Raw genomic sequence first — 13,026 nt, forward strand, 5'->3', positions numbered from 1 at the left:
TCCAAAAGATGTGATCTGGCAACATTGATTAACTGGTTAATCGATTAATCATACGCTACCGGACTCTTTTTAAAGAGTCGAGGGGTAAATTTATACAATATCCGGTGGCAGACCATGCCAAAGCAACGGCATAAATGCGAAGCCTTTGAAACAAGGCGAAAAACCCGGGCGCGGAAAATTTCCGGCCTGGACGTGGTCGGGATGCTTTTTAGAGGAGGGTTGCGGGGGAATTAAATGATGCCAATGGCAGCCCCATCGCTACGTGGATCATGGGCACCGTCAACATTGCCGTCAGGCGCGATCCGGATGATACCTGCCTGTCCGGCAAGTGCGCTTTGCGCCTCGATTTCACGCAGGATGTGCCCGCGATTTTCCAGTTCGGTAAAGACGGTTGGTCCGGCGTCTGCTTCGAGTTTCAGGCTGTCACGGGAATCAGAAAATGTTTTCCCCAGAAGGAAACGGGGGCGGGAAAGCGCATCGGCCGGGGATAATCCGAAATCAATCAATCGGGTTAATAGCATGGCCAGTGTCTGGGGTTGCCCGTCGGCGCCCTGCGTTCCGTAAAGCAGGCAGGGTTTGCCGTTCCGCAAAGCCAGACCGGGGTTCAATGTATAAAACGGTCGTTTGCCTGGTTTAAGCTGGTTGGGGTGACCGTTGATCGTGCTGAATGCGGCACCGCGATTTTGCCAGACAATGCCGGTATCGCCTGCGACAACGCCGCTACCCCAATCGAAATAGGTGCTTTGCAGGACACTGGCGCAATTCCCCTGTGCATCCGTTGCCGCAAGGAAAACCGTATCGCCGTGGCGGAACGGATAGGGCCATTCCATTGCGAGGTCTGTTGCAATATCGGCTGCATTTTTGCGCAGCATGTCAGTGCCGAGCATATCACTGAAATCAAGGTTCGTACCGTCGGGATCACCAATCCGATCACGTTCCAGAAAGGCGCGTTTGATGGCCTCTACCACCAGATGGAAATGGTCCGGATTGCTTTCGTCCCAATCCTTGATCCCCAATTCACGCAGGATGCCCATGGTCATCAATGTTGCCAGCCCCTGTGTTGGCGCAGGCGGGGCAAACAGCGTAACATCCCCATATTCAAGCGAAACGGCATCCGCCGTCCGGGTGCGGGTCATTTCCAGATCGCGGGCTTGGAGAGGGGAGCCGACATCGCCAAGCCCCTTGGTAATCCGGGCTGCCAGTTCGCCTTCGTAAAAATCACGTGCGCCGTTTCTGGCAATCAGTTTCAGGCTCTCGGCAAGGCGCGGTTGAACGAACCTTTCACCCGCTTTTGGCATCCGCCCGTTCGGAGCAAAGATATCGGCAAAGCCCGCCCAGTTGCGGTAATCATCTTTTCGGAAATCCAGCCAGAAACATTGTGATTTGCTGACAGGAAAGCCATTTTCGGCCAGCGTAATCGCCGGTTCGATCAGATCGGCAAGCTTGCGCGTTCCGCCCCAATTGCGCGCCGAATGATCAAGCGCGTGTTGCCAGCTATCGACCGTGCAGGCCGTGGTCAGGGTTGATGCCGGTCCGCGCAACGCAATGGGGACGCCTGCATCACATTTGGCATCAAGCGCGGCCTGTCCGATACCAAGGAACGATGAAACCTTGCCGGTTCTGTCGGCAACCATCCAGACAGCATCACCACCAATGCCGCAAAAATGCGGATATGTCACGGCGAGAACCGATGCGGTGGTCACAACAGCTTCGATTGCGGTGCCGCCATCACGCAGGATCTGGGCGCCTGCCTCGCTGGCGGCGATACTCGGACTTGTGACCATCGCGCGATAGGGTGTGGAAATGTTGGCAGCACTCATATCGGCATCTTTCGTAATGGATGGTTGGATGTAAATGAACGATCAGATTGTGTGGATCGGCGGTGGCGCAATTGCATGCAATCGACTATACAGAGTTGCATTCATCATCATTGTTGCCGGGATCTTATGAAGGCTTCTGATAAAGCAAAGCATCGCAATGAACTGATCAGTTCGGCATTGCGGTCCGCCATTCTTGAACGTGTTCTGCTGCCCGGTATGAAGCTGCCCGAAGATTCCCTTGGTGAACGGTTCGGCGTCAGTCGCACTTTGATCCGTCAGGCGCTTGAACGGCTTGCGGCCGAAGGGCTTGTGGAACTTCGGCGCAATCGCGGGGCGATGGTTGCCAAGCCAAGCCTTGAAGAAGCCCGCGATATATTCGAGTTGCGTACCCAGATCGAGGACCTTGTGATCAGCCGTGTGATCAAGGAAATGACCCCGGAAAAGCTTGCGGAACTTGAAGCCCATCTTGCCAAGGAAGTTGAAGCCGAACATGCGTCCGAGCCGATTTCGATCCGGCTTGCGACCGAGTTTCATATCCTTCTGGCAAAGCTGGCCGGAAGCCCGGTTTTGTTGCGTTATGTCGAAGAAATCGGATATCGCTGCGGACTGACATTGTCGCTTTATGCGCGGCCGCATTCCACCGATTGCGGCATTCAGGAACACCGCCAGATTATTGATGCCCTTGCTTGCGGGGACGAGGAAAAGGCGCGTGAGTTGATGCGATCGCATCTGACGGCGGTTGCTGACCGGGCGCTGATCACGCGCAAGGAAGCCGGGCCGCTTGTGTATCTTGATGCGCTTGAACCCTATGCACGCAAAGTGCGTGACGGTCAGGAATAGACCGTCACACGGAGGTGCATCCGACCGTAAAAGCTGTGGCACCCGATTAGGCCCTTGTACCCTGACGGATCAGAATGCGTTCCGCACTTTCATTCCAGACATCCATTTTGACGATCTTGCCGTTACGAATGACAAAGCGGTCAACATAGCGGTTGCCGTCGAACGATGTTCCATCCGGCCATTCGCCATATAGCGTGCCTACACTGTAAACCACGGTTTCGGTCTTTCCCGGTGCGACGTCGAACTGCCCGAACTTCTTTTTCACCCATTTATAACGTGCCGCGTTAAAGGCGGTTGTGCCTGACGGGTGGTCGTATTTGGCGCCGTCGGTAAACGTGATGACAACATCGTCCGACATATAGGTCGCGGCCTTTTCCGGATCGGGCTTCATCGATGCGTCCAGAAAATCGCGCACAATCTGAGCGTCGGGTGACAATAGTTCCGGAGCATCCGGAGCAAGAGTGGCGGTCATCTTGTATCCTCGTTTCGTGCGATTGATCTTTGATCAGCATAATACGGCGGCAGATTTTTTGCATGCACTAATTTTATGCAATAATTGCATGCAATTTGCGTATACATGAGGCAATCCAATTTGGAAGTCTGGGTTCAAATCTGATAATGCATTGAATTAAAACGATTTTGATTCTTGGCACATGGCTTGCTGCACTGCGAAGGCCAACAGGCACTTCAAAATAATCAGGGAGTCTCACATGTCTGCTTATTCGCCTATCCCGAAACTGACACGGCGTGCCGCGCTTTTGGGGGCAGCTGCTGTGCTGATGCTTGCCAGCGCATTGCCGGTTACCGCTGTACGTGCCGAGGATACCGTGAAGCTTGGTCTTGTCGCAGCCCTGAGTGGCCAGTCGGCCAAGTCGGGTGAGGCCATCACGCGTGGCATTACCCTTGCGATTGACAAGATCAATGCCGAGGGTGGGGTCCTTGGCAAGCCATTGGAACTTGTGTCGCGTGATGATGAAAGCAACCCGGGAAAGGGCCTTGTCGCGGCGCGTGAATTGGCGCAGCGCGAAGGGGTTGCTGCCCTGATTGGTGGTCTGGATACGCCTGTATCGCTTGCCATCGTGCCGTTTGCCAATCAGCAGAAAATTCCGTTTGTCGGCCCATGGGCTGCCGGTACGCCGATCACCAAAAACGGTGCGGAAGAAAACTATGTTTTCCGTGTCTCCGCCGTGGATGAATATGTCGACGAAGCGATCACCGAATATCTGGTCAAGAAATACGGTGCTAAAAAGCCTGGCATGATCCTGATCAACAACCCATGGGGCGAGTCCAACGAGAAGGGGCTTCTAAAGGCGCTAGAAAAACGCAGCATGCCCAATGCCGGGATTGAAAAGTTTGAATCAAACGATGTTGATGTTGTCCCGCAGCTGACACGCCTTAAGGAAAACGGGGCAGATTCCCTGTTTGTGGTTGCCAACGTGGCCCCGACCGCACAGGTCGTCAAATCGCTTGATCGCATGGGTTGGGATGTTCCGATTTCATCGCATTGGGGGCCGGCTGGGGGTCGCTTTACCGAACTTGCCGGTGCCAGTGGCGAAAAGGTTCATTTCATCCAGACCTATCTCTTTACCGATGCCTCAAGCCCGATGTTTGTAAAGCTTCAGGAAAAATTCCCGGAGATCAAAACACTGGCCGACGTTACCCCAGCGACCGGTATCGCCAATGCCTATGACGCGACCCTTTTGATTGCCGCAGCTATCGAAAAGGCTGGTTCGACCGAAGGCCCGGCTGTTCGGCAGGCAATGTACGAGATCAGCGGGATCGAAGGCATGATCAAAACCTATGACAAGCCTTTCACCCCGGATGATCAGGATGCGCTTGGTCCGGAAGACTACACCTTCGCGAAGTTTGTCGAAGGCGAAATCATTCCGATCACTGACTGATTCCGATTTTCCCTGCGGCCCTGCCTTGCCTGTTGTGGCCGCAGGGAAACCGCGCGCCATTTTGCTGCGGTTTCGTGCAAAGGATAATTTGCAATGACCTTGTTAATGGCCGCCCTTATTACCGGTATCGGTTTGGGCAGCATGTATGGCCTGATCGCGCTTGGCTTTCAGATCACTTATTCGGTTTCATCGAAAGTCAATTTTGCCCAGGGCAGCATGGTCATGCTTGGGGCTGTTTTGGGTTTTGTTTTCTGTCAGCAGTATGGAATGCCGGTGATTTTAGGTTATCCGCTGGCCATTCTGTGCTGTGGCGTGATGGGGGTTCTTGTTGAATTTTTCCTTGTCCGTCCGTTTGCGGTTCGCAATTCCGAAGCGTGGCTGATGGCAACCGTGGCAGGCGGTATTTTGCTTGATAACGCGGTGCTGTTTACCTTCGGAAATGAACCCAGAACCTTGCCATCGGTTCTTGTGGAAGACAGCTGGAATATTCTTGGCACCGGGGTTTATCCGCAACAAATCCTGATCCCGATTGCAGCAATTGGTGTCGCATTGGGATTGCATGCGCTGTTTCGTCATACCCGACAGGGCCGGGCGTTGCTGGCAGTCGTGCAAAACCAGACAGCGGCGAAGCTTATGGGGATCAACACCACGGTCATGGTGACCGGATCCTTTGCCATATCATCAATGCTGGCCGGGTGTGCCGGACTTTTGATCGCACCGCTTTTTTCCGTGCATTCAGACATGGGAACGCTGTTTGGCCTGAAGGCCTTTGCGGTTGCCATTCTAGGCGGCATGACATCGGCTTATAGTGTCATGCTGGCCGGGTTCATCTATGGGATGGTCGAGGCCGCTGTGACCACCTATCTCGGTTCGTCCTATACCTTCATCGTTGTCTTTGCACTGGTGATCGCGGTTCTGACGATCAAGCCAAGTGGCCTGTTTGGCCGTGCTGCCATCAAGAAGGTGTAGGGATGAAACTGTCCGTGAAATTCAAAAATCCGATCCCGAAACTGAACAAGCCGGTAGCACTCGACAGCGTCATTGTTGCTGCGATGGCCGGGGGACTTGTCGCCGTATTGTTCACTGGCGGCTATACGCAGTTCATTATCGGGCTGGTGGCGATGACCGTCATTCTGACGGTGGGCCTGAACGTGCTTTATGGTCTGACCGGGCTGGTGTCACTGGGGCAGGTTGGCTTCTTTGCCATCGGGGCCTATGCCAGTGCGATCTTGATGCTTGCCGGGCTTAACTTCTGGGTCAGTTTGCTGGCGGCCACCATCATTGCCGGGATTGCCGGATGTTTATTGGCGATTTCTGCCGTGCGGATGGCGGGACCGTTTCTGGCAATGGTCACCATTGCCTTTGCCTTTATCGTTGAACATGGGGCGATTGAATGGCGTGACCTGACCGGTGGACAAAACGGTCTGATGGGTTTCCCGATGCCACAGATCGGATCATATGTCTTTTCTGAACGTGATCTGGTGATGCTGTGTGTGTTGCTCGGCGGCATTGCACTTCTGGCATTCCGGCGTCTGGCGGTTAGTGGCTGGGGCATGGCAATGACCAGCATGCGGGATGCGGAAATCGCCGCAAGTTCGCTTGGTTATAATGCCTTTGTGGTCAAGGCATCGGGCTTTGCCATTGCGGCGGCAATGGCCGGATTAGCGGGGGCGTTGTTTGCACCGTTAATGATGTTTATCGCGCCTTCGAACTTCCCGCTCAGCCAATCCATCCTGTATCTGTTTGCGGTTATTCTGGGCGGAGCCGGAACCGTTCTGGGGCCGTTGGTTGGGGCGTCTGTTTCCGTCCTGCTGCCGGAGCTGCTTTCGGACTTCGCCGAATACCGGTTGCTGATTTTCGGTGCACTTCTTGTTGCGGTTCTGCTGATTGCGCCGCGCGGCATTGTCGGCACGATTGCCCGTTTCATACCGCTGGTGCGGCAGAAGGTGACACCGGTTCCCCCCGAAAAGATCGAAGCCTGGTTTGCTGATTATCCCAAATCCTATGGTTTGCTGGTCGATGATGTATCGATTGCCTTTGGTGGTGTTAAGGCAGTTAATCAGGTGTCCTTCACGGCCCGACCGGGGCAGGTGACATCAATCATTGGGCCCAATGGTGCCGGTAAAACGACGTTACTGAACATCATCAGCGGGTTTTACAAACCGACCGAGGGAGCCGTTCGCATCGGTGATCGTGATATCGCAGGCAAGGCCACCGATTTTGCTGCGCGTAACGGTATTGCACGCACCTATCAGGCGACCCGTCTTTTTGAAAACATGTCGGTGGTCGACAATGTGATTGCGGGCATTTCATTGGGCCGGTTCGGGGCGCCATTTTCACGCATCGCATCAGACGAAAATCGCGATTTTGCGGCAGGGCTTTTACAGTTTTGCGGATATCTTGGTGATCCTGATGCACGTGCGGGTGATTTGCCGCATGTGGATCGGCGTCTGGTCGAAATCGCCCGCTCGCTTGCGACCAAGCCCGGTGTCCTTCTGCTTGATGAACCGGCCGCGGGTTTGATGCATGCCGACAAGGTTGCACTTGCCAGATTGCTGCGCAAGCTGGCGGATGCCGGGATTGCGGTGGTTCTGGTCGAACATGACATGGAAATGGTCATGGGCATTTCGGACCTGATCCTGGCGGTTGATGCCGGAACACCGATTGCCCTTGGCAATCCGCAGGACGTTCAGAAAAATCCGCGTGTCATCGCTGCCTACCTTGGCGATGGCAACAGCAAGGCGCATCCAAGAGCGACACCACTTGTGACCAGCGAAACACCGGTTATCGCGTCACTGCGATTGACGGCCGGTTATGGGGCGGCCCCGGTATTGAAGTCGGTGGATATCAAGGTCCGGCAGGGGGAAATGGTGGCGTTGCTTGGGGCCAATGGGGCAGGAAAATCGACCTTCCTGATGGCGCTTTCGGGATTGCTGCGCCCTGTTTCAGGCAGCATCATTCTGAATGACGAATATATCCATAATCTGGCGCCACATCAGATCGTCGAACAGGGACTGATCCTTGTGCCCGAAGGACGGCAGGTTTTCCCCGAACTGACGGTGCGTGAAAACATCGAACTGGGGACTTACAAACAACCCAAACCGGTCAGCCGTGACGAACTTGAAGCTATCCTGACCCGTTTCCCGCGACTGCGTGACCGGATCAACAGTCAGGCTGGTCTTCTGTCGGGTGGGGAACAGCAGATGATGGCAATCGCGCGCGGACTTGTCGCCAAGCCAAAGGCGTTGCTTCTGGATGAGCCATCCCTTGGTCTGGCGCCGGCCATGGTCGAAGAACTTTATACCATTCTGGGTGAATTACGGGATGACGGGGTCACGATCCTTCTGGTGGATCAGATGGCGACCATGGCGCTGTCGGTTGCCGATTATGCCTATGTCCTTGAACAGGGGCAGGTCGTTGCCGAAGGCAACGCCAAAGACCTTCTGAAAGATGAACGATTGATTGATGCGTATCTCGGTGGTGCGGATCAGTCCAAAAATGAAAAGGTGATCAGCGAACATGCTTGATTATGTGGTGAGGAACGCCTGCCTGCATGGCGAAACCGGTCTTCTTGATATTGCGATAAAGGATGGAATAATCGCCGATATTGCGGCATCGATTGCGAGCGAGGCGCCGTCCTTTGACGCCGGTGGCAATCTTCTGACCGGTGGTTTTGTTGAAAGTCACCTGCATCTCGACAAGGCCTGCATTCTTGATCGTGCCAAAAACGAAAGCGGTACGTTGCAAGGCGCAATAAGTGCTGTTGCAAAGGCCAAAAGCGGCTTTACCGAAGATGATGTTTATGCCCGCGGGGCGAAAGTCATTGAGAAAGCCGTCACACAGGGTACGAACGCCATCCGGACCCATGTTGAAATCGATCCGGGTATCGGTTTGGCCGGCTTTCGGGCGATCAAACGCCTGAAGCACGACTATGCATGGGCGATGGATGTCGAGATTTGCGTTTTCCCGCAGGAAGGTCTTCTGAATTATCCGGGGACCGAGGAGCTTCTGCGTGAAGCACTTGATAACGGTGCGGACCTTTTGGGGGGCTGCCCCTATATGGATAGCGATCCGGTCGGACAGATCAAACGCCTGTTTGAAATGGCGCGCGATTATGATGTGGATCTGGATTTTCATCTGGATTTCGATCTCGACCCGACATGGCGACATCTGGATGAAGTCGCGCGTCAGACGATTGCCTTTGGCTGGCAGGGGCGGGTGATGATTGGTCATGTGACCAAATTGTCTGTTTTGCCCAAGGATCAATTGGCCAATACAACCGCCCTGATGCGACAGGCCGGGATTGGTTTGACGGTGTTGCCATCGACCGATCTTTTCCTGACCGGACGTAATTGCGAACATTCGGTCCCGCGGGGTGTCGCCCCGGCGCACAGTCTGGCGCGTGCGGGTGTGTGCTGTACCATCGCAACCAACAATGTCCTGAACCCGTTCACGCCGTTCGGGGATTGCTCGTTATCACGGATGGCAAATCTTTATGCCAATGTCAGTCAGCTGAGCACGACCGAGGAACTTGAAATGTGCTTTGCGATGGTTGCCGATAGCCCGGCAAAGCTTCTGGGGCGGCCAACCGAAATCATGATTGGCGGGGCTGCGACTTTTATTGCATTACCTGCGCAAAGCCGGGCACAGGTGGTTTCCGAAATCAGTCGCCCGGTCTGGGGCATGAAGGATGGACGGGTAACGTTCGAACATCCGGCGCCAAGATTGCTGCATCCATAAAGATGCAGCAATCACGCGTCTGAAAGGGTGAAAATTGCGCGCATGCCGCCAGAGGCAAGGAAAGCTGTCTCGCAATGCCAGTTGCAGCGTTCGCAAATACTGCGCACCAGATGCAGGCCGATGCCTTCACCCTGATCGCGGGCGCAATCCCCGGCACAGGTCATCAGGTTGTTTTCGACAACCAGTTTGTTGGCCTCAAGCCGGACCGTAACCTGCCCTTTGGGCGTATGTTCGAACGCATTACGGATCAGGTTGGATACGACAATCATCAGCGCTGCAGGTGATGCTTCGATCTCGCCGCTTTCTGCGTCAGCACTGAATTCACATGTCAGATTCTTGCCGTCGGTCAGATAGGCAAGATCAACGATGGCCTCGCGCACGAAAGCCGGATAGTCGATCTTTTCGTGTATGCCGTTAGGCGTTGCTTCGCGCCCGAGCCAAAGCAGGGTTTCAATCAGTTGCTGCATATTGCGGTTGGCGCGTTTGATCCGTGCGGCCAGACGAACCTGAATTTCGTTTAACGGAGTTTTATCAAGCAGTTCAACATTGCCGCTGACAATCGTTACCGGGGTTCGCAGTTCATGGCTGGCCTGACGCAGGAATTCGCGTTCGCGTGTCACGAACCTGTCGACCCTTACCAGTGACTGATGCAGTTCGCTGGCGACATCATTCAGTTCGGTAAAGCCAAAATCGGGTACCGGTTGGTCAAGGTTTTCGGGTGACAGGGTTTTCGCCCAGCTTTGCAGGTTTTCCGATGGCTGCGTCATGCGTTTGCCGATCAGCCAAAGCACATAGGCAAATATCGCCATAACTCCGAGTGCAAACGGGATGGAAAGAAGGGCCAGTTTGTGAAGGCGCGCAAAATAGACGCTGTCTTCATCCCCCGCGTGATAGGTCTGTAGCAGCATGATCTGCGTGCCGTCGGCAAGAATATGGGGGAACACCAGAAAGACCGGATTATCCGGATCTTTTTGCGCAGCATATTTATCGGTGTTCAGATAATAAAGCTCGCCCGGATCAATATCCTGGGGTTTGTAGCGGTTGCGCAGAAGCTCCGGCAATTCGTTGTAGTCTGTAAAGGTTTGAATGTTAAAGCCATTGGGAAGTGGGGCCGCCGGATCATTGCTGCGCATTTCATCATATTGATCGGCAATGGTCTGCAACTGGAAACTCGCGACCATCCATTTGCCGTACAGCATGTAGAAATTAACGACACCGGTATAGATCACCAGTGTAATGACAAGTGCCAGCAAAACGTAGTTCCGCACAAAGCGGGAAAAAGTTTTCTGGATTGGTGCGCAGGAATGCATTTCTTTTACTCGCGAAGGGCCACGCCCTGGCCGGCAACTGTATGTATCAGGTTTTGATCGAATGGTTTGTCGATGCGCATCCGCAATTTGTAAAGATGCGTTTTAAGCGCATTGGTATCTGGCGGATCGCCCTGCCACAATGCCATCGACAATCGTGACCGTGTCACGACATGCGGACTGTTCTGGGCAAGAACTTCCAGAATGGTCCAGCTTGTCGGGGACAGATTGATTGCCTGTCCGGATCGCGCAACATGTCTGTTTTCAAAATCAACGATCAGATCGCCAAGCGAAAAGCGTCGGATTTCGCCACTGCGGCGGCGCGACAGAACCCTTGTACGCATCAGAAGTTCTTCAAGCGCAAAAGGTTTGACCAGATAATCATCCGCCCCGGCACTGAAACCTTCAAGTTTGTCTGCGAGTGTATCGCGCGCTGTCAGCATCAGAACCGGGGTATCGATCCCCTCGTTGCGCAAGGCGTTGCAGATGCTGATGCCATCGCGAAACGGCAACATGATATCAAGCAATATCACATCATATTCGCCAGTCAGTGCGCGCTGAAAACCCGTTTCCCCATCAAAGGCGTGATCGCATTCGATGCCTTCTATTGTCAGGTAATCGCTTATTGTTCCGGCAATATCCATGTTGTCCTCGACCAGAAGGACCATGATGTTGGCGGTTGATTTCATGTGTTTGTGGTTCCGGTTTCGGCGTTTTTGCCAGATGCTGAAGATACCAGATTGCCCTAAAAGCGGTGAAAGGTCAGCCCGGTTCGAAAAGCCGGTTGGCAAACAGTTTCAGATCATCCTGAGTGTCGATGTCGAACGCTGCATTTGGCATGGCGATCGCACTGATATCGTGACTGCTGCTATTGAGCACCTGTTGTGCGCCGCGGGCGCCGTCCAACTTGGAAAGTTCCGGGAAATATGCGTCTGGAAACAGGGCGGGGACGCCGTTCATTTCCTTATACCGCGATGCTATGACGTGGCTTCCGTCAAAGGCATTAAGAAGTTTCTGATAGTCGTTGCCGGTTAACCCGATCTGATCCGAAAGGGAGATTAGAACACCGTCATATGTTCCTTCGGCGCAAATTCCGGCAATGCCTGCTGCAATCGATGATCCCATGCCAAATTGCCAATTATCATTCGTGATGGTTTTTGCGCGATTGCCGATCACCGAAAGGATTTCATCGCGAAATGCACCCAGCACGACATAAAGATCATCGTTGAAAATGGGGCGAAGCTGATCGATGGCGTGCTCCAGCATCGGCTTGCCATCGATATCTGCAAGCTGTTTGCGTCCGCCAAATCGTGTGCTTTCACCCGCTGCAAGGATAAGACCGGCAATTTTCATCATTCAGCCGCCTGAGCGAGTGCCGGGGCGGCATCAAATTTGTAAAGTGCCACATGAATACCCGATAACATTGAAAGTGCGATGCTTTCGGGCAGTTGTCCGCCAATATCGATCCCGGCGGGGCTGGCTACCGGGAAGGGCAGGGCAGGCTCGGCAATTTCCGCACGTTCAAGAACATCGACAAAACGATGCCGCGGACCGAGCATGGAGACATGACGCAGCTGGCTGGATTTCAGAATCTGAAGCGCCTTGGCATCGATATCAATGCTGTGCGACATCAGGATTGCCGCATCGACACGATGTTGCGCAACATAATCAACCATTGTTGTGTCGATCTGACGCAGGATGGTGTCTGTCTTGGGGAAATTTTCCGGGCGGGCATTTGCCGGGCGGGGGTCCACCAATGTGGTTTTCCAGCCCATTTCATGGGCGATGGAGACGACAGGCCGGGCATCCAGTCCACCCCCGACAATCAGGATATGTGGTTCGGGCACAATCGGGGTAACAAGCCAGTCACCATCCGATCGGTTTTCGATATAGGCATTGCGTTGACCGTTATGATCCGTGCGTTTGAAATATCCACGAGTGTCGCCGACTTTCTGAAAATACAGACCGCTTTGGCGCACCATCAAAGCATCGCACAGGTCGGAAAGCCCAAGATCGTTTGAGTGGTCAAGGGGTTGCAGCATGATAAACACCTTGCCGCCGCAACCAACACCAAGCCGGAATGACAGGTCGTCTTCGTCATTGCCATCATAAACCAGCATGACCGTTTTGCCGGTAACCATGGCGCGCCTTGCGTTACGAATGATATCGGCTTCAAGGCAGCCGCCGCTCAGTAGGCCAAACTGCTGGCCATTCCCGTTAATCAGCATCATGGCCCCGGCCTTGCGATAGGCCGAACCCTCGGTGCGATAAACCGTACCCAAAACCCATTCAGTATCTGTCTTGTTTTCCTGCCAGACGCGTAGCATGGCCGATAACTGGTTACTCATGATGTGCTCCCGCAAAAGGGGCTGCCCGGGGGACGGGTGGGGACCCGAAAATGCCCCCCGGGCAACATGC

The 13,026-nt window shown here is 54.1% G+C and carries 11 protein-coding genes; 5 read left to right on the forward strand and 6 right to left on the reverse strand.

Annotation, left to right across the window (positions count from 1 at the left end):
* Window positions 1-230 precede the first annotated feature (230 nt).
* Window positions 231-1,820: a gamma-glutamyltransferase family protein gene (locus J7395_RS08355; protein WP_209221184.1), complete on the reverse strand. Its 1,590-nt coding sequence runs from the start codon at window positions 1,818-1,820 to the stop codon at window positions 231-233.
* Window positions 1,821-1,946: 126 nt separating this feature from the next.
* On the opposite strand from J7395_RS08355, the gene J7395_RS08360 reads away from it, so the two are divergent.
* Window positions 1,947-2,660, forward strand: a complete 714-nt coding sequence (locus J7395_RS08360) for a GntR family transcriptional regulator (protein ID WP_062951512.1) — start codon at window positions 1,947-1,949, stop codon at window positions 2,658-2,660.
* A 46-nt stretch (window positions 2,661-2,706) separates the two neighbouring features.
* Here J7395_RS08360 and J7395_RS08365 read toward each other — a convergent pair whose 3' ends face one another.
* Entirely contained in the window at window positions 2,707-3,132 is a 426-nt protein-coding gene (locus tag J7395_RS08365; RefSeq protein WP_209221185.1) for a nuclear transport factor 2 family protein, read from the reverse strand.
* Window positions 3,133-3,370: 238 nt separating this feature from the next.
* On the opposite strand from J7395_RS08365, the gene J7395_RS08370 reads away from it, so the two are divergent.
* From J7395_RS08370 to J7395_RS08385, 4 genes are all read left to right on the forward strand, one after another.
* On the forward strand, window positions 3,371-4,561 hold the full coding sequence (locus J7395_RS08370; RefSeq protein WP_062951510.1) for an ABC transporter substrate-binding protein: 1,191 nt from the start codon (window positions 3,371-3,373) through the stop codon (window positions 4,559-4,561).
* Window positions 4,562-4,654: 93 nt separating this feature from the next.
* Complete coding sequence (locus tag J7395_RS08375; protein ID WP_247742070.1) at window positions 4,655-5,530, forward strand: branched-chain amino acid ABC transporter permease; 876 nt, start codon at window positions 4,655-4,657, stop codon at window positions 5,528-5,530.
* A 14-nt stretch (window positions 5,531-5,544) separates the two neighbouring features.
* Window positions 5,545-8,088, forward strand: a complete 2,544-nt coding sequence (locus J7395_RS08380) for an ATP-binding cassette domain-containing protein (protein WP_348541218.1) — start codon at window positions 5,545-5,547, stop codon at window positions 8,086-8,088.
* Window positions 8,081-9,301 (forward strand): amidohydrolase family protein, encoded by a 1,221-nt coding sequence (locus J7395_RS08385; RefSeq protein ID WP_062951508.1) that lies wholly within the window; start codon window positions 8,081-8,083, stop codon window positions 9,299-9,301. The genes J7395_RS08380 and J7395_RS08385 overlap by 8 nt, the downstream gene beginning before the upstream one ends.
* A gap of 11 nt (window positions 9,302-9,312) precedes the next feature.
* On the opposite strand, the gene J7395_RS08390 is transcribed toward J7395_RS08385, so the two are convergent.
* From J7395_RS08390 to J7395_RS08405, 4 genes are all read right to left on the reverse strand, one after another.
* Window positions 9,313-10,554, reverse strand: coding sequence for a HAMP domain-containing sensor histidine kinase (locus J7395_RS08390; protein WP_209221187.1), 1,242 nt, complete (start codon window positions 10,552-10,554; stop codon window positions 9,313-9,315).
* A gap of 62 nt (window positions 10,555-10,616) precedes the next feature.
* The gene (locus tag J7395_RS08395; protein ID WP_348541225.1) at window positions 10,617-11,279 is read right to left on the reverse strand and encodes a response regulator transcription factor; all 663 of its coding nucleotides are present in this window, start codon (window positions 11,277-11,279) and stop codon (window positions 10,617-10,619) included.
* A 91-nt stretch (window positions 11,280-11,370) separates the two neighbouring features.
* On the reverse strand, window positions 11,371-11,964 hold the full coding sequence (locus J7395_RS08400; protein ID WP_114111308.1) for a nucleotidyltransferase family protein: 594 nt from the start codon (window positions 11,962-11,964) through the stop codon (window positions 11,371-11,373).
* Window positions 11,961-12,956, reverse strand: coding sequence for an XdhC/CoxI family protein (locus J7395_RS08405; protein WP_209221188.1), 996 nt, complete (start codon window positions 12,954-12,956; stop codon window positions 11,961-11,963). The genes J7395_RS08400 and J7395_RS08405 overlap by 4 nt, the downstream gene beginning before the upstream one ends.
* Between the last annotated feature and the right edge of the window lie 70 nt (window positions 12,957-13,026).

The sequence above is a fragment of the Thalassospira sp. A3_1 genome (genome assembly GCF_017744215.1).
Taxonomy (GTDB): domain Bacteria; phylum Pseudomonadota; class Alphaproteobacteria; order Rhodospirillales; family Thalassospiraceae; genus Thalassospira; species Thalassospira lucentensis_A.

What these genes read in the sequence shown, in the direction of transcription:
- J7395_RS08355 (WP_209221184.1), bottom strand. Translation starts at nt 1,820, where the DNA reads ATGAGTGCTGCCAACATTTCCACACCCTATCGCGCGATGGTCACAAGT.
- J7395_RS08360 (WP_062951512.1), top strand. Translation starts at nt 1,947, where the DNA reads ATGAAGGCTTCTGATAAAGCAAAGCATCGCAATGAACTGATCAGTTCG.
- J7395_RS08365 (WP_209221185.1), bottom strand. Translation starts at nt 3,132, where the DNA reads ATGACCGCCACTCTTGCTCCGGATGCTCCGGAACTATTGTCACCCGAC.
- J7395_RS08370 (WP_062951510.1), top strand. Translation starts at nt 3,371, where the DNA reads ATGTCTGCTTATTCGCCTATCCCGAAACTGACACGGCGTGCCGCGCTT.
- J7395_RS08375 (WP_247742070.1), top strand. Translation starts at nt 4,655, where the DNA reads ATGACCTTGTTAATGGCCGCCCTTATTACCGGTATCGGTTTGGGCAGC.
- J7395_RS08385 (WP_062951508.1), top strand. Translation starts at nt 8,081, where the DNA reads ATGCTTGATTATGTGGTGAGGAACGCCTGCCTGCATGGCGAAACCGGT.
- J7395_RS08400 (WP_114111308.1), bottom strand. Translation starts at nt 11,964, where the DNA reads ATGATGAAAATTGCCGGTCTTATCCTTGCAGCGGGTGAAAGCACACGA.
- J7395_RS08405 (WP_209221188.1), bottom strand. Translation starts at nt 12,956, where the DNA reads ATGAGTAACCAGTTATCGGCCATGCTACGCGTCTGGCAGGAAAACAAG.